General features: G+C 72.5%; 18 protein-coding genes. 12 read left to right on the top strand and 6 right to left on the bottom strand.

Annotated elements, in window-relative coordinates; all coding sequences use genetic code 11:
• Positions 1-80: 80 nt before the first annotated feature.
• Both AB0J97_RS27595 and AB0J97_RS27600 read left to right on the top strand, forming a co-directional pair.
• Positions 81-1,142, top strand: a complete 1,062-nt coding sequence (locus tag AB0J97_RS27595) for an NAD(P)/FAD-dependent oxidoreductase (protein WP_364093405.1) — start codon at positions 81-83, stop codon at positions 1,140-1,142.
• A gap of 5 nt (positions 1,143-1,147) precedes the next feature.
• Complete coding sequence (locus AB0J97_RS27600) at positions 1,148-1,684, top strand: DUF1697 domain-containing protein (RefSeq protein ID WP_364093408.1); 537 nt, start codon at positions 1,148-1,150, stop codon at positions 1,682-1,684.
• On the opposite strand, the gene AB0J97_RS27605 is transcribed toward AB0J97_RS27600, so the two are convergent.
• Positions 1,681-2,991, bottom strand: a complete 1,311-nt coding sequence (locus tag AB0J97_RS27605; RefSeq protein ID WP_364093411.1) for a fatty acid--CoA ligase family protein — start codon at positions 2,989-2,991, stop codon at positions 1,681-1,683. The two genes, AB0J97_RS27600 and AB0J97_RS27605, sit on opposite strands and share 4 nt — an antisense overlap.
• 137 nt (positions 2,992-3,128) lie before the next feature.
• Between AB0J97_RS27605 and AB0J97_RS27610 the strand changes: the two genes are divergently transcribed.
• From AB0J97_RS27610 to AB0J97_RS27645, 8 genes are all read left to right on the top strand, one after another.
• Positions 3,129-4,619, top strand: coding sequence for an MFS transporter (locus tag AB0J97_RS27610; protein ID WP_357703626.1), 1,491 nt, complete (start codon positions 3,129-3,131; stop codon positions 4,617-4,619).
• Positions 4,620-4,747: 128 nt separating this feature from the next.
• Positions 4,748-5,941: a cytochrome P450 gene (locus AB0J97_RS27615; RefSeq protein ID WP_357703623.1), complete on the top strand. Its 1,194-nt coding sequence runs from the start codon at positions 4,748-4,750 to the stop codon at positions 5,939-5,941.
• Positions 5,938-7,311, top strand: a complete 1,374-nt coding sequence (locus AB0J97_RS27620) for a carboxyl transferase domain-containing protein (RefSeq protein WP_357703620.1) — start codon at positions 5,938-5,940, stop codon at positions 7,309-7,311. Before AB0J97_RS27615 ends, AB0J97_RS27620 begins: the two co-directional genes overlap by 4 nt.
• A 79-nt stretch (positions 7,312-7,390) precedes the next feature.
• A complete protein-coding gene (locus AB0J97_RS27625; protein ID WP_357703618.1) occupies positions 7,391-8,290 on the top strand; it encodes a DUF6039 family protein in 900 nt (299 codons plus the stop codon).
• On the top strand, positions 8,287-10,023 hold the full coding sequence (locus tag AB0J97_RS27630) for an amino acid adenylation domain-containing protein (RefSeq protein WP_364093417.1): 1,737 nt from the start codon (positions 8,287-8,289) through the stop codon (positions 10,021-10,023). Before AB0J97_RS27625 ends, AB0J97_RS27630 begins: the two co-directional genes overlap by 4 nt.
• A 3-nt stretch (positions 10,024-10,026) precedes the next feature.
• Positions 10,027-10,971 (top strand): chlorinating enzyme, encoded by a 945-nt coding sequence (locus tag AB0J97_RS27635; RefSeq protein WP_364093420.1) that lies wholly within the window; start codon positions 10,027-10,029, stop codon positions 10,969-10,971.
• 87 nt (positions 10,972-11,058) lie between these two features.
• Entirely contained in the window at positions 11,059-12,186 is a 1,128-nt protein-coding gene (locus AB0J97_RS27640; protein ID WP_364093423.1) for an alpha/beta hydrolase, read from the top strand.
• Between the two features lie 122 nt (positions 12,187-12,308).
• A complete protein-coding gene (locus tag AB0J97_RS27645; RefSeq protein WP_357703608.1) occupies positions 12,309-12,983 on the top strand; it encodes a Crp/Fnr family transcriptional regulator in 675 nt (224 codons plus the stop codon).
• Positions 12,984-13,030: 47 nt separating this feature from the next.
• Here AB0J97_RS27645 and AB0J97_RS27650 read toward each other — a convergent pair whose 3' ends face one another.
• Positions 13,031-13,747 carry a PIG-L deacetylase family protein gene (locus tag AB0J97_RS27650; protein ID WP_364093428.1) on the bottom strand — a complete coding sequence of 239 codons (717 nt, stop codon included), beginning with the start codon at positions 13,745-13,747 and terminating at the stop codon, positions 13,031-13,033.
• Positions 13,748-13,858: 111 nt separating this feature from the next.
• The gene (locus tag AB0J97_RS27655; RefSeq protein WP_364093431.1) at positions 13,859-14,770 is read right to left on the bottom strand and encodes a TetR/AcrR family transcriptional regulator C-terminal domain-containing protein; all 912 of its coding nucleotides are present in this window, start codon (positions 14,768-14,770) and stop codon (positions 13,859-13,861) included.
• 63 nt (positions 14,771-14,833) lie between these two features.
• Between AB0J97_RS27655 and AB0J97_RS27660 the strand changes: the two genes are divergently transcribed.
• Positions 14,834-16,549, top strand: a complete 1,716-nt coding sequence (locus AB0J97_RS27660; protein WP_364093434.1) for a right-handed parallel beta-helix repeat-containing protein — start codon at positions 14,834-14,836, stop codon at positions 16,547-16,549.
• Between the two features lie 93 nt (positions 16,550-16,642).
• Positions 16,643-16,909 (top strand): BlaI/MecI/CopY family transcriptional regulator, encoded by a 267-nt coding sequence (locus AB0J97_RS27665; RefSeq protein ID WP_364093437.1) that lies wholly within the window; start codon positions 16,643-16,645, stop codon positions 16,907-16,909.
• 229 nt (positions 16,910-17,138) lie between these two features.
• On the opposite strand, the gene AB0J97_RS27670 is transcribed toward AB0J97_RS27665, so the two are convergent.
• Genes AB0J97_RS27670 through AB0J97_RS27680 form a run of 3 tightly spaced genes read right to left on the bottom strand, consistent with a single transcriptional unit; the run spans position 17,139 to position 21,206 of the window.
• Complete coding sequence (locus AB0J97_RS27670; RefSeq protein ID WP_364093440.1) at positions 17,139-17,426, bottom strand: hypothetical protein; 288 nt, start codon at positions 17,424-17,426, stop codon at positions 17,139-17,141.
• Positions 17,427-17,436: 10 nt separating this feature from the next.
• Positions 17,437-19,632, bottom strand: coding sequence for a hypothetical protein (locus AB0J97_RS27675; protein WP_364093442.1), 2,196 nt, complete (start codon positions 19,630-19,632; stop codon positions 17,437-17,439).
• Positions 19,629-21,206, bottom strand: a complete 1,578-nt coding sequence (locus AB0J97_RS27680; RefSeq protein WP_364093445.1) for a peroxidase family protein — start codon at positions 21,204-21,206, stop codon at positions 19,629-19,631. Before AB0J97_RS27680 ends, AB0J97_RS27675 begins: the two co-directional genes overlap by 4 nt.
• Positions 21,207-21,208 lie beyond the last annotated feature (2 nt).

Below are 21,208 nucleotides of genomic sequence, written 5' to 3' on the forward strand. Positions count from 1 at the left end.
CGGGGGCCCCGCGTACTCGCATGTCAGGATCTGCTCAGTGTTGAGCAGACCGCCTCGCGCCCGCGCGCGACGATGGCCGCATGGACACTGAAGTGATCGTCGTCGGTGGCGGCCAGAGCGGGCTCGTCGCGGGCTACTACCTGAAGCAGGCCGGCATCCCCTTCGTCATCCTCGACGAGGAACCCCGCCTCGGCGCGGCGTGGCGGCAGCGCTGGGACTCCCTGGAGCTGTTCACGATCGCCGAGTACTGTGCCCTGCCCGGCCTGCGCTTCCCCGGCGGGAAGAACCGCTTCCCCAGCAAAGAGGAGATGGCCGACTACATCGAGGCGTACGGCGAGCAGTTCGACCTGCCGGTCAGGCTCGGCACCCGCGTCACGTCGCTGGAGCCGATCGAGGGCGGCTACCGGCTGGAGACCACGAAGGGCACGTACGAGGCGCCGCAGGTGATCATCGCGACCGGCGCCTACCGGGTGCCGAAGCTGCCCGACCTCGCCGGCAAGCTGGACCCCGAGGTCTTCCAGGTGCACACCGGCCGCTACCGCAATCCGTCCCAGGTGCCGGGCGGGACCGTCGTCGTGGTCGGCGCCGCCAACTCCGGCGCCCAGATCGCGCCCGAGCTGGCCGCCGGGCGCCGCGTCCTGCTGTCGCAGGGCTCGCCGCTGCCGCACTTCGGCCGCCGCTTCCTGGGCAAGGGGCTGCACTGGTGGGGCGACAAGTTCGGGCTGATCGCCAAGCCGCTGATGGGCGAGCGCGACCGGCTGCACAAGAAGACGATCCTGGTCGGGCCCAGCCTGAAGAAGCTGGCCAAGCGGCACCGCTTCGAGCTCGTGGGCCGTACGGTCGACGCCGAGGGCCGTACGATGCGCTTCGAGGACGGCCGCTCGGCCGACGTCGACGCCGTCGTCTGGGCGACCGGCTTCCGCTACGACTACTCCTGGGTGCACGCGCCCGTCGTGGCGGACGGCGGCGGCATCGAGCAGGACCGCGGCGTGACCGCCGCCCCTGGCCTGTACGTCCTCGGCATGCAGTGCCAGCACTCCTACGGTTCGGCGCTCATCTGGTGGGTAAAGGACGACGCGGCTTATCTGGTCGAGCGCATCAGGCAGTTCCGTCCCCAGGCGGTGGCGGGCAGAAGGGGTTGAGCGACATGTCCAGGCAGGTGGCGCTGCTGCGCGGCGTGAACGTCGGCGGCCGGAACATGGTGAGCATGGCCCAGCTCCGCGAGCTGCTGGAGGGCCTCGGCTTCGAGGACGTCAGAACCCACCTGCAGAGCGGCAACGTCGTCTACACCAGCGGGAAGAGCCCCGACGAGGCGGCGGCCGAGATCCGGGCCACGCTCGCCCGCGACCTGGGCGTCCAGGTGCCCGTCCTGGCCAGGACGGGCACCGAGCTGGGCGAGATCCTCAAGGCGAACCCGCTCGGCGACGTCGCCGCCGACGACGCCCTCTACCTCGTCACGTTCCTGTCGAGCAGGCCCGACGGCAAGCCGATCAAGGCCCTCGACCCCGACGCCTTCAAGCCGGACGTGTTCCGGCACGTCGGCAGGGAGATCTACGTCTGGTGCCCCGACGGGGTGCGCAACACCAAGCTGTCCTACTCCTTCTGGGAGAAGAAGCTCGGCGTGACCGCCACCGCCCGCAACTGGAAGACCGTCTCCAAGCTGCACGAACTGGCCGCCGGCTAACCCGCCAGCAGGCGCTTGAGCGTCTTGCCGATCGGCCCGCGCGGCAGCGACCCGGTGACGACGTACCGCGCCGGCCGCTCGGCCGGTTCCAGCCGGTCGGCGGCGAAGGCGCGCAGCTCGTCCTCGGGCACGGGGGAGCGCAGCACGACGGCCGCCGTGACGCCCTCCGGCCCCTCGAACGCGGCGGCCTCGACCACCTCGGGATGCCAGTGCAGGGCGTGCTCGACCCGCAGCGAGGAGATCCGGCGACCGCCGGCGGTGATCACGTCGGCGGCGCGGTCGAAGACGCGCAGCCGGCCCTCACCGTCCAGCTCGCCCAGGTCGCCCATGTGGGTCCAGCCGTCGCGGAAGGTGCTCTCGTCGGCGGCGGGGTCGTTCAGGTAGCGGCGGCGCGGGGCGGCCGAGCGCAGGCAGATCTCGCCCGTGTCGGTGATCTTCACCTCGGTGCCCGCGCTCGGCAGGCCCAGCAGCCCTTCGTCCGCCTCGGTGGGCGCGGTCTCGATCGGGCGGTGCACGAAGGCGGGGGCCGACTCCGTCGAGCCGTAGCCGATGACGATCCGCACGCCCGGCAGCGCCTCCATGAGCCGGGCCACCGTGGCCATCGGCACCGGCGCCGAGCCCAGCATGAGCGCCCGCAGGCCGGACAGGTCGTACCGCTCGTGCCAGCCGTGCGCCACCATCCGGGTCGCGGTGGACGGCGGCACGATCGCCATCGGCACCCGCAGCTTGTCCAGCATGCGGGCCACGTTCTCCGGCCCGAGGTCGGTCAGCACGTGCGTGGTCGCCGGGGCGGTCATCGCCGTCATCAGCGCGCTGTGCCCGGCGTTCGTGCCCAGCGGGACGGCCGCCAGCACCCCGTCCACGCCGGTGAACAGCTTCCCGCGGCCCTCGTGGCCGTAGGTGAGGTTCGCGACGGGCACCGCCACGGCCTTGGGACGGCCGGTCGTGCCCGAGGTGTAGAGGATCTCGGCGACGTCGTCGTCCCGCGCGCCCGCCGCGTCGCCCAGAGGGCCGGGCAGGACCTGGCCCACCCCGCACTCGGCCAGGCGGGCCCGCGTCTCGTCCTCCGGCAGCGCGGGCGGCAGGCCGAGCACGGTGCCGCCGGCCAGGTGCACGGCGACGGCGGCGACGGCGTGCTCGATCCAGTCGTCGTGCCGCAGCGCCGTCCGGACCGGGGCCAGCCGCGCGGCCAGCTCCTCCGACCGGGCGGTCCAGTCCGCCACCCGCAGCTCGCGCTCGCCGTCCACGACGAGTGCCACGTGATCGCCCGCACGGGCGCTGACCAGTTCTGCCGGGTTCGTCGTCATGCGGCCGATGGTAGGAAGCCCGGCGCTCCCCGGATGCTCAGTGTTGAGCAGACCCGGAGGGCGATCTCGTGTGGGCTTGATGCGGCATGGGTCCGCGAAGAAGTGGGACGGCTGCCAAGAACAAGGGAGGCGATGACATGAACCAAACCGGTTCGAGTACGCGCGGCCAGCTGTTCGCCACCATCGGCGCACTCCTGGCCCTGGCCCTGGCGTCGATCGACGTCTCGGTGGTGGGGGCGGCGATGCCCCGGATCGCCGCCGACCTGCACGGCCTGTCGATGTACGCGTGGGTGGGGGTCTCCTACGCCGTCGCGGCCGCCGTCGTCGTGCCGATCGCGGGGAAGCTCGGCGACATGTTCGGCCGCAAACCGGTGCTCCTCGTCGGCCTGACGGGCTTCCTGGTGGCGTCGTGGTTGTGCGGCGCGGCCCAGACGATGCCCCAGCTCGTCGGGGCGAGAGGGCTGGCGGGGCTGTTCGGCGGCGTGCTGATGGCCAACGTCTTCACGCTGCTCGCCGACGTCTACACCCCGGAGCGCCGCACCCAGATGCAGGGCGTCTTCTTCGGCTTCTCCGGTCTCAGCATGGTGATCGGGCCGCCGCTCGGCGGGCTCATCACCGACAACTGGAGCTGGCGCTGGGTCTTCTACGTCAACGTGCCCGTCGGGCTGCTGGCGATCGCCGCCGTGCTGATCGGCGTGCCGTTCGTGCGCAGCGGCGCGAGCTGGCGCGACATCGACTTCGCCGGTGTCGTCACGCTCGTGGCCGGGCTCGTCCCGATCCTGGTCGGGCTCACGCTCACCGGCGACGGTCACGCCTGGACCTCGCCCGAGGTGCTCGCGCTGCTGGTCGGCGGCGCCGTGCTGCTCGTCGTGTTCTACTTCGTCGAGACGCGGGTGGCCAAGAACCCGCTGGTGCCGTTCGCGCTGTTCCGCAGCAACCAGGTGTCCGTCATGGCCGTGATCGCCTTCTTCTCGGCGTTCGCCATGATGGGCACGGCCTTCTACGTGCCGCTGCTCTACCAGGGCGTGCTCGGCGTGAGCGCGACCCACTCCGGCACGCTGCTGATCCCGATGATGCTCGGCCTGATGCTCATGGCCCCGATCGCCGGCAAGGCGATGACGGCCATGCCGCGCTACCGGCTGCTCGGCGTGTTCGCCATGGCCGCCATCGTCGCCGGGCTGCTGATCCTGTCGGCCGTCGGGCCGGACAGCGGCCAGGGCCTGCCGATCGTCGCCATGGTGCTCATCGGCGTCGGCATCGGCATCGCGTTCCCGATGGCCACGGCCGTCACGCAGAGCGCGATCCCGATGGAGCAGGTGGGCGTCGGCACCAGCCAGATCCAGTTCTGGCGGATGATCGCCGGGCCGGTCTCGCTGGCGATCCTCGGCTCGATCATGTCGTCCCGGCTCGGCGTGGCCGGTCAGGGCGGCGAGGGCGTCGCGCCGGCGGTGCTCGCCGACGCGCTGGGCGACCTGTTCCTCGCCTGCGCGATCGCGGTGGGCATCGGCCTGGTGGCCAGCCTGTTCCTGAAGGAGGTCCCGCTGCGCGACATGTCCATGGGCAGGTCGAAGGCGGGCAAGGCGGACCAGCAGGCCGCGCGCAACCAGGGGCGTGCCGCCAGGGCGTGACCCCGGTCCACCGGGTGGCGGGGCCGTGCGCGGCCCCGCCATCGCCATGTCCGCTCGTACGGGCCCGCTCGTACGGGCCTGCTCACAGTTGAGCAGACGGGCGCGGGCGCGCGGGCGAGGCTGCTGGCATGGACTCCTACCCCCTCCCCAGGACGTGCCCGCTGGACCCGCCGTCCGAGTACCGGGACCTTCAGGCGGGGCGGCCCATCACGCGCGTCCGGCTGGACTTCGACGGCAGCGAGGTCTGGCTGGTGACGCGGTACGAGGACGCCCGCGCCGTGCTCGGCGACGCCCGCTTCAGCTCCGACTTCGCCACCCCCGGCTTCCCGGCCCGGCTCACCTCGCAGCCCCCGGGGCCGGGCACCTTCATCAGGATGGACCCGCCCGACCACTCGCGGCTGCGCCGCCTGCTGCTGCCGGAGTTCAACCGCAGGCGCGTCGAGGCGCTGCGCCCGGCAATCCGGCGCATCACCGAAACGCTCGTCGACGAGATGGCCGCCCAGGGCCCGCCGGCCGACCTGGTCCAGACGCTGGCCCTGCCGCTGCCGTCCCAGGTCATCACCGAGCTGCTCGGGGTGCCGTACGAGGACCGCGACTACTTCCACGAGACGACCAAGGTCATCGGCGACCGCAACGTGGAGCCCGAGCAGCGCATGAAGGTCCGCGAGGACCTGCGCCACTACCTGGAGCGGCTGGTCGCCGAGCGCGAGCAGCGGCCCGCCGACGACCTGCTCAGCCGCCTCGGCGCCCACCGCGAGGCGGCCAAGGTCAGCCGGGAGGAGGTCGTCGGCATCGCGACGCTGCTGATGGTGGCCGGCTACGAGACCATCGCCAACCAGATCGGCGTGGGCACCGTCGCGCTGCTGGAGAACCCCGCCCGTCTGGCCGAGCTGCGCGAACGCCCAGAGGCGCTGCCCGCCGCGATCGAGGAGATCATCCGCCACCAGACCGTCATCGACTACGGCGCCCGCCGCGCGGCCACCGCCGACGTCGAGGTCGGCGGCCGGCTCGTCAGGAAGGGCGAGGGCGTGGTCGTGGTGCTGGCCGCGGCCAACCGCGACGAGGAGGTCTGGGCCGACCCGGACCGGCTCGACTTCGGCCGCTTCGGCGACGTCGCCGATCGGCAGGAGCATCTGTCCTTCGGCTTCGGCATCCACCAGTGCATGGGCCAGCTCCTGGCCCGCGCCCAGCTGGAGGTCGCCTGGTCCACGCTGTTCGCCCGGCTCCCGGGGCTGCGCCTCGCGGTGCCGCTGGAGGAGGTGCCCTTCCGCTCCGACATGTTCGTGTACGGCGTCCACGCGCTCCCGGTGACCTGGGGATGAGCCGCGACCCGCGGGACCGGGTCCGCGCGCTCTTCGACCCGGGCACCGTCCGGCCGCTGCCCGGCGACGACGGCTGCGGCGTGCTCGCCGCCCGGGGCAGCATCGGCGGCGGCCCGGCCGTCGCCTACGCCACCGACCCCGGCCGCATGGGCGGCGCGATGGGCGCGGAGGGCTGCGCCGGCATCGTCCGGGCGATCGACCTCGGCGTCCGGGAGCGGGCGCCCGTCGTCGGCCTCTGGCACTCCGGCGGCGCCCGGCTGGGCGAGGGCGTCACCGCGCTCGACGGCGTCGGGCAGGTGTTCGCCGCGATGGTCCGGGCCTCCGGCGTCGTCCCGCAGATCTCCGTCGTGCTCGGCCCGGCCGCCGGCGGCGCGGCCTACGGACCGGCGCTCACCGACGTGGTGATCATGAGCGAGAGCGGCCGCGTCTTCGTCACCGGCCCGGACGTCGTCCGCAAGGTCACCGGCGAGGACGTCGACATGGAGCAACTCGGCGGCCCCGTCCCGCACAGCAGGCGCAGCGGCCTGGCCCACCTCACCGCCCCGGACGACGAGGGCGCCATCGGCTCCGCCCGCCGGATCACCGCCCTGCTCGGCGGCCAGGGCGAGCTGCGCCCCTGGGAGGCCCGCGCCGACCCCGGGCTCGGCGACCTGCTCCCCGAACGCGCCAACCGCGCCTACGACGTGCACCCCATCGTCGCCCGCCTGCTCGACGGCCCCGGCGAGGAGCTGCACCCGAAGTGGGCGCCCAACCTCGTCACCACGCTCGGCCGGCTGACCGGCAGGACCGTCGGCGTCATCGCCAACAACCCGCTGCGCAAGGGCGGCTGCCTCGACGCGGCGGCGGCCGAGAAGGCCGCGCGGTTCGTCCGCATGTGCGACTCGCTCGGCGTGCCCCTCGTGGTGCTCGTGGACGTGCCCGGCTACCTGCCCGGCGTCCGTCAGGAGTGGGACGGCGTGGTCCGGCGCGGCGCCAAGCTGCTGCACGCCTTCGCCGAGGCCGTCGTGCCCCGGGTGACGCTGGTGCTGCGCAAGTCCTACGGCGGCGCGTACGTCGCCATGAACTCCCGAGCCCTGGGCGCCTCCGCGGTCTATGCCTGGCCCACCGCCGAGGTGGCCGTCATGGGCGCCGAGGCCGCCGTGGACATCCTGCACCGCAGGAAGCTGCGCGACGGCCCCGAGGACGGCCGCGAGGAACTGCGCCGCCGGCTCGTCGCCGAGCACGAACGGGAGGCCGGCGGCGTCGGCAAGGCCGTGGAGATCGGCGTCGTGGACGAGGTGATCGAGCCCGCCGGCACCCGGCTGAGGCTCGCCGAAGCCCTGCTCAAGGCCGTGCCGCTGCGCGGCGACCACACCAACATCCCGCTGTGAAGCCCCTGCTCACTATTGAGCAGGCAGCACGGCGGCCCCTCATTAGCGTGACGAACAAGCCGACAGACGGAGTGGAACGATGACCAACCCGAATCCCGTCATCCCGCCGGCCGAGCAGCAGACCTCGGTACCCGCGGCGGATCTGATCAACTCGGCCACGGCCGGCGTGATCGTCGAGCGGACCGCGCAGGTCAGGAACGGCTCCCACGCCAAGGGGCGCAAGTTCGCCCGCATGATGGCGGAGATGGTGACCGCCAAGCAGGTCGGCGTCGCCAGCGTCTTCCTGTACGAGGAGACGTTCGGGACCAAGGACCGGCTGCACTGGCTGATCCACCTCAGCTCGCTGCACGCGTACGAGCAGATGGTGCACATGGGCACCTCCGACGGCGAGTACCGCGACAACACCGCCGACAGCGGCTGGGACGAGATCTTCGTGGACGGCAGCATGACCGAGACCGTCCTGCTGCCGCAGTTCTGGGGCATGTACGGCACCGCGGTCGACGGCGAGCGCGAGAAGCAGTCCACGGTCTACCTCCAGGAGGGCGAGATCACCGGGCTGCCCGGTGCCCGCGAGCAGGTGCCGCAGCCCTACGAGCAGCTCGTGCACTCGGGCAACTGCGGCCTGCTGCTGCACCGGACCGCCCAGCTCGACTACGACTTCCGGTCCGAGGGGCGCACGTTCGCCCGCGAGGCCGCCGAGTCCATCAACGAGAACCTGCCCGGCGAGGCGACCGTCTTCGTCTACGAGGAGGCCTTCGGCGCGGCCGACCGCATCCACTGGCTGATCCACATGAAGTCGCTGAGCACCTACTACAAGGTCCTGGCGCTGCACGTGAAGGACGAGAAGGTGCGGGACCTGTACTTCCAGCAGCGCATCGCGCCCGAGCGCGGCGGCGGCACCTGGGCCAGGATGTTCGTGCCCGGCAGCATGACCGACACCGGCCTCACCCCGCACCACTGGGGGATGTACGCGACATGAGCGGCCGCTGCCTGCACGAGATCTTCGCCGAGCGCGCCGCGAAGGCCCCCGACCGGATCGCCGTGACCTGCGGCACCGAGGAGATCACCTACGCGGACCTGGACGACCGGGCCGACCGGCTGGCCTGCCTCCTCCAGGCCGCGGGCACCGGCCCCGGCGTGCTGGTGGGGCTGTGCGCGGACCGCGGCATCGACCTGGTGGCGGGGCTGCTCGCGATACTCAAGGCGGGCGGCGCGTACGTGCCGATCGACCCCGGCTACCCGGCCGGGCGGATCGCGTACCTGCTGGAGGACAGCGGGGTGTGCACGGTGGTCACCACGTCCGGCGTGGCCGCCCGGCTCGGCGGCGTCCTGCCCGGCGAGGTCGTGCTGGCCGACGCCGAGCCGCCGCAGGGCCGTCCCGCGGCCACGGCCGGCGACGAGGACCTGGCCTACGTCATCTACACCTCGGGCTCGACCGGCGCGCCCAAGGGGGTGCTGGTCGAGCACCGCAACGTCGTGCGCCTGCTGGAGCGGACCGAGCAGTGGTTCGGCTTCACCGACGACGACGTCTGGACGCTCTTCCACTCCGTCAGCTTCGACTTCTCGGTGTGGGAGCTGTGGGGCGCGCTGCTGTACGGCGGCCGGCTGGTGATCGTCCCGGCCGAGGTGGCCAGGTCGCCCGAGTCGCTGCGGCGGCTGCTGCTGGACGAGGGCGTCACCGTGCTGAACCAGACGCCCTCCGCGTTCCGGCACCTGGTGGCCGCCGACGCCCGGCAGGAGCGGCCTTCGCCGTACCGGCTGCGCCGGGTCGTCTTCGGCGGCGAGCGGCTGGACGTCGACCTGCTCGCCCCGTGGATCGACCGCTACGGCGACGACCGCCCGCACCTCGTCAACATGTACGGCATCACCGAGACCACCGTCCACGTCACCTACCGCCGCGTCCGCGCGGCCGACCTCGACCACCCGGAGCTGAGCCCGATCGGCGTGCCCATCCCGGACCTGCGTCTCGACGTGCTCGACGAGCACGGACGCCCGGCCACCACCGGCAACCTGCACGTCTCCGGCCCCGGGCTCGCCCGCGGCTACCTCGACCGGCCCGAGCTGACCGCCGAGCGCTTCAGGGCCCTGCCGGACGGCGGGCGCCGCTACGACTCGGGCGACGTGGTCACCCGGCTGCCCGGCGGCGAGTACGCCTACCTCGGGCGGTCCGACGACCAGATCAAGGTCCGCGGGTTCCGCCTGGAGCCCAGGGAGATCGAGCTGTGCCTCCTGGGCCATCCGCGGGTCGCCCACGCGGTGGTGGCCCACCGCGACTACGGAGAGGGCGACGTCCGGCTGCTGGCCTTCGTCGTCCCCGACGGCGAGGCGGGGCCGGACCTGATCGAGCAGCTCACCGAGCGGGCCGCGAGCCGGCTGCCGGCGCACGCCCGCCCGTCCACCTACCACATCGTGTCGGAGATCCCCATGACGCCGCAGGGAAAGGCGGACCGCGCCGCTCTGGCCAGGTCCGCGCAGGCATCGTCGGCCGCCAAGGTCGTGCAGCGCATCGCCGAGGACGTGCTCGAACGCGACGAGGTGCCACCACAGGTGGACCTGTTCGACCTGGGCGCCACCTCGCTGGCGATGACCCGCATCATCGCCCAGGTGAACGAGCGCTTCGGGCTGGAGCTGACGGGACGCGAGCTGGAGGAGGAGGCGTCGGTCGCCGCCCTGGCCTCCTGCGTCGAGGAACGACTGACCGTGAGGGGATAGACCATGCACGAGACCACACTCCGGGGCGAGCACTCGATGACCCCCGAGGAGCTGAAGACCTTCCACACCCAGGGCTACTTCGGCCCGTTCAAGGTCTACGAGATCGACGAGATGCGCCAGAACTGGCGGCGCGAGCGGATGCGGCTCATGGACCGGAGCAACGCCGTCTACCGCGACGACGCCGCCTCGGGCAACACCAACATCTCCAACTACGACCGCCACCTGGACTCGGCCTTCCTGGCCGACCACATCAGCCGGCCGCAGATCGTGGACCGCGTGGTCAGCGTGCTCGGCCCGGACGTGCTCTGCTGGCGCACCGAGTTCTTCCCCAAGTACCCCGGGGACGAGGGCACCGACTGGCACCAGGCCGACACCTTCGCCAACGCCTCCGGCAAGCCGCAGATCGTCTGGCCGCAGGCGGAGGAGTTCGGCGGCACGATCACCGTCTGGACCGCCTTCACCGAGGCGAACGAGGACACCGGGTGCCTGCAGTTCATCCCCGGCACCCACGAGACGATGTTCTACGACGAGACCAAGCGCATGCACTACGACCCTAACAAGATCAACCAGGAGGACAAGGACGGCGTCCGGCGCGGCTTCTTCGGCTACGACTACCGCGACCTGCAGATCGACCCCGACTGGAAGCCCGACGAGTCGCAGGCCGTCTCCATGGTGATGCGGCCGGGCGAGGCCATCCTGTTCTGGTCGACGCTCATGCACGCCTCGCTGCCGCACAAGGGCCTGACCGACGAGATGCGCCTGGGCTTCGCCGCGCGGTACGTCCCGACCAAGGTCGACGTCTACCCCGACACCGACGAGATCGAGGAGTACGGCGGCCGGGTCAGCCTGGACCGGTACGGCGCCGTCCTGGTCACCGGCCGGAACACCAACCCGGGCAACCGGATCGCCACGGCGACCACCACCGGCCACCCCTTCACCACCCGATGAGGCCCCCGGTGGTCTCTCCCCGTCTCTGTCCCCGTCGCGCGGCGACCGCGCGGCCTTCCCCGACCCACGGAATGCGGTGATCATCTCGTGGCCGCCGAACTGAGACGTCTGACCCGGGCCGTGCAGGAGGCGCGCCCGCTGGTGGACGTCCTGCGGCATCCGGTGCGCCTGGCCGGCCCGCCCGGCCTCGCCTCCCTCTTGGGCCGTGTGACCCGACGGCTGGGCGCACCGGAGTTCGCACTGGACGACCGCGGTTCGCTCGACACCTTCGAGCGCCTGGTCAGCGACCATCTCGCGCTGCGCGACGGCATGGGTGAGGACCTGCCGCCGGCCGTCGCCGACGAGGTCGTGGACGAGGCGGCGCGGGACGGCTTCGAGGGGTTGTGCGTCCGCGACGAGGTCGCACCGGCGGACGGAGGCCCGCCGCTGGCCGCCTACGCGGCCGGCGACCCGGCGGCCCCGGCGGTCGTGATCGTGGCCGCCTGCGGCATGCCGGCCCGCCTGTGCGAGCAGTGGATGCGTTTCCTGTCCCGCACCCATCGCGTGCTGACCTGGGAGACCCGCGCGTTGTTCGGGCAGGCCCCGTCGGCGGATGTCCCCGACGTGGGGGTGACGGCGCAGGCCGGTGACCTGTTCGCGGTCATGGACCATTTCGGCGTCCGCCGCGCTCACGTGATGTGCCTGTGCGGCGGAGCCGTCATCGGCCTGGCCGCCGCGCACCTCGACCCCGGCCGCGTCGAGTCCCTCAGCCTCTGGCACGGCGACTTCGCCGCGGTGAAGGGCGCCGACCGCACCCACCACCAGCAGAACCTGGTGGCGCTCATGGAGATGGCCGCGACCGGCCCCGACCGGGCCGCCGCCATCCATCCTGTGCTCTGCCAGACGATGCTCGCCTCGGTGCCGCCCGACCTGGCGCACCTGGTGGTCTATCCGTACGCGACGCCCGAGCTGCTGCACCGCTACTGCCGCCTGAACGGCGAGATCATGACGACGGACGTGAGCCCCTGGCTGGGCGCGATCGACCAGCCCGTCCTGGTGGTCTCCAGCCATGACGACGAGACCGCCCACCCCGCGGGGTCGAAGGCGGTGGCGGCCGCGCTGCCGGACGCCGTCCTGCATCTCCGGGCGCACGGCGATCACATCTCGCTGTTCAAGGGTGACCCGGAGTTGATGGATATGGCGCGCGACTTTATTGATTCCGCGACGGCCCGATAAAGACCGAAATCCGCCTCCAGGCAATTCTCCGGACATGTCAGAGAATTGTGGTACGCCTTGTTAATCAGTCGATTGATGGGTAGAGGCAACGGCGACATGAAATAAAGCCGAGGGGCGGAAAAATGAAGTCATCCGACGTCGCGCGACTTAGATCCGGACTGCGCTCCCTCGTCTCGCAGGAAACGTCCGGCGGTTGCTCGATCCGGGTGCCGAGACGCGCCAACATCTACAACTGCGGCCAGCGCGACAGCAACATCTACGTGATCGAGAGCGGTCAGATCAAGACCCAGATGTACGCCCGCTGCGGCAAGGAGTGTCTGCTGTCGATCTTCACCGCCGGCGACATCTTCGGCGAGTCCTCCCTGCTCGGGGCCGATCGCAGCGAGACCGCCACCGCCATGCGGACCACCTGGGTTCGCCGCATCCCGGCCGCCCGCTTCCGCGCCGCCATGGCCGAGAACGAGCTCATGGACGGGTTCATCGACTATCTCGCGTTACGCCTGCGAGAACAGCAGGAAGTGATCGCGACAATGGTCACGATGGACAGCGAGCAGCGCCTCGCCTCCGTTCTTCTGCGCTTATCCAGAAAGATCGGTAAGCACCGTGCCCCGAATGTGCGGGCCATCGAGGAACGCATCACCCAGGAAGAACTGTCCGGCATGGTCGGCACCACCCGGTCGCGCGTCGGATTCTTTCTCAAACGCTTCAAGGACGCCGGCCTGGTCCTGCCGACCTCGGACCCGTTCCTGGTCGTGAACGAAGAACGCCTGGCCGAATACGTCGACGAGGTCGGCTGACGGGTCCGCCCCCGGCCCGGCGGTGACAAGCCGGGCCGGGGGGCCGCTCAGCAGGCGATCAGCTCGAACGGCACTGCCGGACGGCCGCCGAACCGCTGACCGGCGGCGTTCACGAACCCCTCCAGCGGCACCCGCGCCCCGCCCGGCGGCACCCCGAGCGCCGACAGGTACGCCGCGTGCGCCTCGACCGAGGCCAGCGCCGCGTCCAGGTACCCGGTCACGTCCACGGCGTGCGTCGGCCGGACGGAACCGGCGATCGCCACGTACTTGACGCCGTCCCACGGTTCGGCGCCGGCGTCGGGCAGGATCCAGCGGTTGCCCGCGTCGAGGACCGCGTCCAGCACGGCCCGTCCGGTGACGCGGTGGTCGGGGCTGTTCCACTTGCCGGTGAAGGTGAGGTCGTGGTGGTTGAACGTGATCACCAGCTCGGGCCGGTGCCTGCGCAGCGCCGCCACCAGATCGTGCCGGAGCCGGGGGGAACGTTCGATCGCGCCGTCCGGATGGTCGAGGAACTCCACCGACGAGACGCCGACGATGGCGGCGCTCGCGTGCTGCTCCTCCTCCCGCACCTTCCGCGCCTGCTCCGGCGGCATCGAGTCGATGCCCGCCTCGCCGCGGGTGAGCAGGAGGTAGCCGACCTGCTTGCCGGCCCCGGTCCAGGCGGCCACGGCGCCGGCGCTGCCGAACTCCATGTCGTCGGGGTGGGCCACGACGGCCAGGGCTCTGGTCCAGTCATCGGGCATGGGCTGTAAGTCGTCCGTCATGTCCTTTCCCCTGACATGCACGGAGATCGCTAAACCTCCGGCGACGACTGAGATCCAGGCCTCCGGGTGGCGGCCTGGTCGCAGGTCGGCGGGGACGGCCGCCGGGCTGGGTCAGCCGGTGGACCTGCGCTTGCGGTAGGCGCGTTGTTGGCAGGCCCGCGAGCAGTAGACGCGGGGGCGGCCCGAGGGGGCGGTTTCCAGTGGTGTGCCGCACTCGGGGCACTTTTCGTCACGGTTTTCGTCACGCTCTCGGATCAGCACCTCGACGCCGTCCAGGAGGCGGCGCAGGCCGAACGTGAAGGAGTCCTCCGGGTCGTCCCAGCCGCCCGTCTCCCACAGGCGCGAGAGGGCGGGATAGCGGTCGAGGCGTTCGTACAGGGAGTCGCGGGCGCCCCACCACTCCTGCTCGGACACGCCGCTGCGGCGTTCCTCGCGCCGGGTCTCGGCCAGGAGCAGCGCCTCGGCGTCCACGAACCGGCCGAGCAGGCCGACCACCGCGACCACCTCGGACGGCCGCAGCGCGGTGCCGGTCAGCGCGCCGAGCATGTGGTCGTAGTGGGCGACCGCGTTCGGGCCCGGCAGGTGGCGGGAGCCGCGCACCTCGGCCAGCCACGGGTGGCGGATGCGGAGTTCCCACGCCCGCCGGGCCGCCTCCTCCAGCCGCCCCCGCCAGCCGCCGTCGGCGTCCGGGGCGGCGTCCGGGCCGGCGTCCGGGGCGGCGTCCGGGGCGGATTCTGGGCCGGCGTCCGGGGCGGCGACGAGGGCTTCGCCCAGCACCTCGTCGCGCATCAGGTCCACGAGCTGGTCGCGGCCGGGGACGTGGCGGTAGAGGGACATGGTCGTGAAGCCCAGCCGGTCGGCGACCTTGCGCATCGACAACCCTTCCAGGCCCTCGGCGTCGGCCAGCTCGACCGCGGCCCGCACGATCCGGCCCAGGCTGAGGCCGGGCCGCGGCTCCCGTTCCGCGTCCCGCCACAGCAGCTCGACCCCGTGGTCCGGGTCCCCCGCCACACCTCGTGCCATTGGCACCTCCCTCGTTTATGGTGTATTACTCCGTGTACGCCATAAACAGCAAAGGGGAAACCTGTGTTCCACTTCCATGTCGCACCCGGCGGGGACGACTCCTGGCCCGGCTCCCTCGAACGCCCCTTCGCCACCCTTGAACGCGCCCGCGAGGCCGCCAGGGAGTCCGGCGGGGAGTCCGTCGTCCACCTCAGGGGTGGCGTCCACGTGCTGAGCGAGCCGCTGGAGCTCACCGACGCCGACTCGGGCACCGTCTACCAGGCGTACGGCCACGGCACCCCCGACCAGGAGGACGCCGTGCTGAGCGGCGGCCGGACGATCACCGGCTGGCAGGTGAGCGACGGCGTCTGGCTGGCCGACGTCGGCGACCTGGAGACCCGCCAGCTCTACGTGGACGGCCGCCGCGCCGCCCGGGCCGCGATCGAGGAACTGCCCGGTTCGTCCCCGGCCGCGACCGCCACCGGCTACGTCACCGACAGCGCCGCGCCGCTGGCCTGGACCAGCCCGCGCGACGTGGAGTTCGTCCACCGCGGCGTGTACCCGTGGACCGAGGGCCGCCTGCCCGTCGCGGACGTCGCCCAGGACGGCGACCGGACCGTGATCACCATGGCGGCGCCCGCCTTCGGATGGGCCGCCGAGCTGTACAACTCCACCTGGGAGGGCACCACCTCCGCCGGGCCCGGCCTGCCCACCAGGATCGAGAACGACCCGAGCTTCCTGCGCGAGCCGGGCACGTTCGTGCTCGACCGCTCCCGGCCGGGCCACCACGTGCTGCGCTACCTGCCCCTTCCCGGCGAGGACCCGGAGCGTACGCGGGTGGTCGCCCCGGAGCTGGAGACCCTGGTACGCGGGTCCGGCGCGCGGCGGGTGACCTTCCGCGGGCTGACGTTCGCCGAGGCGACCTGGTTGCGCCCGAGCCGTCCCGAGGGCTTCGTGCACTATCACGGCAGCGGCTTCTACGAGGGCGGCGGCGTCGGCGTGGCGGAGCTGGGCGAGGGGGCGTCCGTGACGTATCCCACGGCTTCCGTGACGATTCCCGCCTGCGTCACGTTCGAGGACTGCTCGGACGTGGTGATCGAGGGGTGCCGGTTCACCAGGCTGGGGGCGTTCGGGCTGGGAGTGTCCGGCGGCGAGGAACAGGTCGTGCGCGGCTGCGACTTCGACACGCTCTCGGCGGGGGCCGTCGTGGTGACGGGCAGCCGGGGCACGGTGATCGAGGACAACCTGGTACGCGGCGTCGGGCTCGAATATCCGGGTTCACCGGGCATCGCGGTGATGGGGACGTCCGGCTGCGTCGTCGCGCACAACGAGGTCAGGGACGTGCCGCACTGCGGGATCACCGCCGGGCCCGGCGAGGGCACCCGGATCGTCCGCAACCGGACCGCCGACACCATGCAGGTGCTGGCCGACGGCGGCGGCGTGTACGTGTCGGGGCCGCAGGGCGCTTCCCATGACGACGGGGCGCTGGTGCTGGGCAACGTCATCGAGGACACCCGCACGCCGTACAACTTCGGGCTCTACACCGACTACGGCGCCTCCTGGGTGCGGGTGGAGGAGAACGTCGTCGCGCGCGCCGACAACACGGCGGTGCTGCACGTGGGCCCGCCGCTGGAGAACGTCGTCTACCGGGGCAACTTCTGGGACGCCGACCCGCTCGGCCACGACGCCCCGCCGCCCGGGGTCACGTACGAGGAGAACCGCACCATCAAGGACGAGCAGGAACTGAACGCCGCGACCACCGCCATCCGCGCCCAGGCGGGCCCGCGCCGCGCCCTCTGACGAACGGACGCCCGAGCCGGGATCAGTCGTCCCGGCCGGGCCGGTCGCGGTCACGGTAACCTTCTACTCCAGGTAGAAGGTGAGGGTGCGAGGGTGCAGCTCGGCAACCTCGAACGTTCGATCATGGGAGCCCTGTGGCGGCATCCTGAGGGCATGTTCGCGCACGACCTCGCGGCCGGCCCGCCCTCCGGTCCCGCCGTCACGACGGTGCTGACCGTGCTGATGCGCCTGGCGAACAAGGGCATGGTGGCCCGTGAGCGCGTCGGGCGGGCCCATCTCTACAAGGCGACCGCGGGCAAGGACGCCTTCGTCGCCGAGGCCATGCGCGCGGCGCTGGAAGGACAGGACGGACCGGAGTGATGATCGCCTGGTTCGTCGTCGCCGGGGTGGCGCTGCTGCCGGTGACGCTGGGGCGGTGGCCGGGCATGTGGCCTACTGCGTGCCGGGCAGGCCGTCCTGCAGCTCAGCGGGCCGATGGCGGTGCTGATCGCGCCGCTGGTCTGCTTCGTGATCCAGGTCCGGCGGTACGCCGCCCGCGTCGGCGGCGCGGAACCGTGACCCCGGATCGTCGTGACCAGCGGGCCGAGGTTCAGGTGTGAGGGGACCACGGGCGGCGTCCCGGGTCACGCCGGTCGGCGGCTGCTGCCCGGTCGGCGTAGCGGAGCAGGTGCTGGGCGGAGGCTTCCAGGTCGGCGGCGGCCGTGACGCAGGACGTCAGGTGGGCGGTCACGGCCGCGCGCAGCCAGGGCGGCGTCCCGTCACCGGCCTTCAGCCCCGCCTCGATCGTGCGCAGGCGCTCGGCGCAGGCGGTGAGGGCACGGGCGTCGGCACGCAGGACTTCGGCGTGGGCGATGATCGCGGCGATCCGGGCGGACATGGCTCCTCCGTCAGCCCGGCGGCACCGGGACGGCGGCGTCCCGGAGCGTCCGGCGGGTGGTGGCCGACAGGCACAGCAGCGGGCGGGCGCCGTCGAGGGCCAGCTCGCGGAGCCGTCCGGCCAGTGGATGGTCCGAGCCGGGCTCGACGGTCAGCCGCAGTGACGGCGCCACGTGCAGCCGGGCCCGCCCGCGGGCACGTACGCAGGACCGCAGGACGTCACCGGCCGTGCCGGAGTAACCGACCAGGCCGGGGTCGCGTACGGACAGCCCCGGGCCGAGCCGTCCGCGCAGGGTGAGGACCTGCGCGGCGGCGAGATGGGCGGTCCGGGCACCGAGCCGAAGCTCCAGGGGCGTCAGGTACGTCTCGCCGCCCCAGAGCCGCGGGCCGAACGCGTGCACGGCCGGGGAGTCGACCATGGAACCGACGAGAAGGCTTCCCGAGCGCCGGTGTCCGGCCTCCCGCAGCAGGTCAAGCCCGCCGGGCCAGCCGGAACCCCGCCGAATCAGGCCGGGCGGCCCGGACCGCGCGGAAGCGCGGAACCCCCCAGGACGGGCGCGGAACGGGCCGCGGACGACCACGCCGACCTGCATCTCCGCGTAACCCCCCGCGCTGGTCCGCCGGTTCCACGCGGCGTGCACGGCGACCAGCGCGCGGCCCCCCACCTGGACGGCGGGGCCCAGCCCCGTCCCCTCCAGCAGGCCGGCCGCCGCCACCGGGCTCACGGCGAAGTACGCCGAGAGGGCGTCGCCGTCGTGACACCTGACAGGCAGGCCGGCGGTGCCCCCAGGACCGTCCACGGCGTGGGCGGGCACGGCAGGGAAGGGGAACTCCGCCGGGTCGGGCGGCCGGTCGAACAGCAGGTACGCCTGGGAACGCACGACCCGCCCCCGGAACGGCGCGAGCCGCTCCTCGATGAGGTCGCGGGCCTCGGGCAGGTCGTCGGCGATGTTGGCGAGGTAGCGCTCGATGCTGTGGCATTGCGGGAACAGGTGGGTGGAATCGCAGTAGTCCACCACGTACCAGTCGGGGTGCAGGTCGAAGCAGGTGCCGGCGCCCTGCCCGTCGAGGGTGGGGATGATGTCGTGCTGGTTGGTGATGCTGGCCACCCAGGTGCGCTGGTCGGCCGGCCGTTTGAAGTCGACGGGCGAGCCGACGGCGACGGCGTGCGTGACCGTGTGCCGGGCGCAGAAGGCGGGGTCCTGCGCCAGGTTCATGATCGCCGCGCCGCCCGCGCTGTGACCGACGAGCGCCAGTTCGGCGCCCGGCGGCGTCCCGTAGTCGGCGACGGCCAGGGCCAGGGCGCGGCTGTAGGGGCTGGCGGCCAGGACGGCGCTGCTGAACGCGCCGAGCAGGTCCTGGGGCGACTCGCCGTCGGGACGTCCGATGCGCATGCCCGGCGCGTGGAGGACGTGACGGATCACGCCGTCGGGGCCTTCGACGCTCTGGATGAGGGCCCGCCCGGTGGTGCCGATCGTGCTGATGTTGGCCAGGAAGCCGAGCAGCGACCCGCGCGTGCACAGCCGGGCGGACTCGGCCGCGGTCAGCTCGGCCCGGCGCGCGGCGCCCTTCCCGACGTCGAGGACGGCGATCGCCCTGTTGCTCAGGCCGATGACCGGATCGGCGGTGGCGAAGCCCCTCCCCGTCGCGATGAGCCAGGCGGTGGCGTCGTTGAGCGGGTTCTCGTCCAGCAGCGCGCGCAGCGCGAGGACCTCGCCGAAGACCGGCGCGAGCTGACTGAGCGCGCGCACCGCGCCACGGTCCTTGAACAGCGCGCGCAGGGCCCGGACGGCCTCCAGGTCGCGGTCGGCGGCGGCCGCGTCGATGAGCCGGGCGAGCATGGGGTCCCCGGTCAGCTCCGGATGGGTGACCGCCACGGCCGCCACGCGCAGCCGCAGCGACGTGGCCAGCACCCGTACGGCCAGGCTCTCGGCCCCCAGCATGGCGCCGGCCTTGGCGGCCGCGGTGGCCACCCGGCCGCCGGCGAAGGAGTAGCCGAGGCCCCGGCGGTTCGTCGTGGCCCGGAGCAGCGCGCGGTAGGCGGGCCGGGCCGCCCCGGGAGCGCGCGGCAGGGCGCGCAGCAGCGCGTCGTCGGTGAGCGCGGCCGTGGCGTGCGCCGCCGCGTCCTGGATCGTGACCGCGACGTCCACCAGCTCGCGGGCCAGGTCGCGCAGTGGCCCGGCGGCCGGATCGTCCCGCTCGGTCATGGCCGGGGCCGCCGCGACATGCCGACCTGGCGGGGGGCCGGGTCCTCCGGCGTGTTGCGGCGCAGGACGTCCGACAGCGTGCGGGTGGCCGCGATGATCCGCAGGCCCTGCGGGGAGAACGTGGCGGCGTTGAAGATGCGCGGGGCCAGCAGCGGATTGGTGAGCGCCTGGGAGAACGCGTCGATGGCGATGATCTTGGTCAGCAGCGGCGGCAGGATCGCCTCGGGGGAGCCGGGTTCCTCGGCGAACAGCCCGACGTACAGGTCGACGTCGTCGACGTCGCGGTAGAGCTCGCGCAGCGCGCCGCTGACCCGCCGGTCGCCGGTGATCTGCTCGAACGTGGGCACGGCGGGGAACCGGCAGTGCTCCCGGTAGCCGTTGTACGGCGCCAGCCCGAGCGCCCGCGAGTCGGCGATGCTGGCCACGTCGATCTCGCGCAGCACGGGGTCGGTGTTGAACAGGCCGATGCGGCCGGCGCGCTGGCGGGAGGCGTCCTCGAACAGCCGCCCGAGGCCGGGCTCGGGGATCAGGTCGCCGGCGAAGAAGGTCTCGGCCATCGGCAGCTCGCGCCCGCCCACCGACAGGCGGGACGGGACCAGGCTGTGCCAGCGGTAGACGAGGTTGAACTCCACCGAGGCCCAGTTCTGCCGGTGCCAGGCCGCGTGGTCGAGGCGCGCCGGCAGCCACGGGTCGAGGGTGAACCGGAAGTGGTAGGGGGTGATGTGGTTGATGTACTCCTCGACGACCAGCTTGATCAGCAGCACGATGAGGATGTTGCGGGCCGTCTGGAACAGCCGCTCGTCGTCCCAGCGCGGATTCTCCCGGGCCAGCAGCCGCGCCACCCTGTTGTGCTCGCGCAGGAACAGCACCGTGAGCATGGTGAAGCCGACCTGGCCGTTGCCCCGGTCGCTGCCGGTGGCGAACAGCGTGTCGCGCCGCGCGTCCGACAGGTGGTCGAAGCGGACGACCCTCAGCGGGGCGAACTCCGGCTTGATCTTGCCGTTCTCGCACAGGTAGGGCGGGAACTCGCCGCCGTTGAGGATCTGGCTCTTGAGCAGCCCGCCGTCGAACGCGCGCAGCGCGGCGGTCGCCGCCTCGTCGAGGCCGTACACCTGGTTGAGGTCGATGTGGTGGTTGGAGCTGTTCTTGCGCGGATCGCGCGGGACGTTGGTGTCGCCGCGCAGGAATCCGTCGGTGAACCACTGGGCGAAGTACGCGAACAGCACCGTGGAACGCGGGCAGGGGATCATCGACTCGCCGCGGGTGAACAGGTCGGCGGCCCTTTCGGCGCCGGGCAGCCTCCCCTCGGCGACGGCGACCGGGGGCAGGTGCCGGCCGCTGTAGGTGCGGTCGGTCAGGGAGGCCCATGAGGTGTAGTCGGCCATGGTGCTCAGCGGCTCGGGACGCGGCGGCATCTCGCGGATCGCGTGGTCGATCAGCGAGGCGTTGATCCGGCGGCGGACCGGGCGGCTGCTCTGCAGCAGGTCCCAGATCGGCCGGCCGCTGGTCAGGGCCAGGAACCTGAGCCGGTTGGACAGGCCGTCCGTGGCGATGCTGCGTGCTCGGGGGGCCATCG

This window comes from Nonomuraea sp. NPDC049607 (genome assembly GCF_040675375.1).
GTDB lineage: Bacteria > Actinomycetota > Actinomycetes > Streptosporangiales > Streptosporangiaceae > Nonomuraea.

Coding starts and splice junctions, on each gene's coding strand:
- AB0J97_RS27625 (WP_357703618.1), top strand. CDS start 7,391: ATGACCAACCCGAATCCCGTCATCCCGCCGGCCGAGCAGCAGACCTCG.
- AB0J97_RS27610 (WP_357703626.1), top strand. CDS start 3,129: ATGAACCAAACCGGTTCGAGTACGCGCGGCCAGCTGTTCGCCACCATC.
- AB0J97_RS27595 (WP_364093405.1), top strand. CDS start 81: ATGGACACTGAAGTGATCGTCGTCGGTGGCGGCCAGAGCGGGCTCGTC.
- AB0J97_RS27630 (WP_364093417.1), top strand. CDS start 8,287: ATGAGCGGCCGCTGCCTGCACGAGATCTTCGCCGAGCGCGCCGCGAAG.
- AB0J97_RS27600 (WP_364093408.1), top strand. CDS start 1,148: ATGTCCAGGCAGGTGGCGCTGCTGCGCGGCGTGAACGTCGGCGGCCGG.
- AB0J97_RS27655 (WP_364093431.1), bottom strand. CDS start 14,770: ATGGCACGAGGTGTGGCGGGGGACCCGGACCACGGGGTCGAGCTGCTG.
- AB0J97_RS27650 (WP_364093428.1), bottom strand. CDS start 13,747: ATGACGGACGACTTACAGCCCATGCCCGATGACTGGACCAGAGCCCTG.
- AB0J97_RS27675 (WP_364093442.1), bottom strand. CDS start 19,632: ATGACCGAGCGGGACGATCCGGCCGCCGGGCCACTGCGCGACCTGGCC.
- AB0J97_RS27615 (WP_357703623.1), top strand. CDS start 4,748: ATGGACTCCTACCCCCTCCCCAGGACGTGCCCGCTGGACCCGCCGTCC.
- AB0J97_RS27620 (WP_357703620.1), top strand. CDS start 5,938: ATGAGCCGCGACCCGCGGGACCGGGTCCGCGCGCTCTTCGACCCGGGC.
- AB0J97_RS27605 (WP_364093411.1), bottom strand. CDS start 2,991: ATGACGACGAACCCGGCAGAACTGGTCAGCGCCCGTGCGGGCGATCAC.
- AB0J97_RS27680 (WP_364093445.1), bottom strand. CDS start 21,206: ATGGCCCCCCGAGCACGCAGCATCGCCACGGACGGCCTGTCCAACCGG.
- AB0J97_RS27670 (WP_364093440.1), bottom strand. CDS start 17,426: ATGTCCGCCCGGATCGCCGCGATCATCGCCCACGCCGAAGTCCTGCGT.
- AB0J97_RS27645 (WP_357703608.1), top strand. CDS start 12,309: ATGAAGTCATCCGACGTCGCGCGACTTAGATCCGGACTGCGCTCCCTC.
- AB0J97_RS27635 (WP_364093420.1), top strand. CDS start 10,027: ATGCACGAGACCACACTCCGGGGCGAGCACTCGATGACCCCCGAGGAG.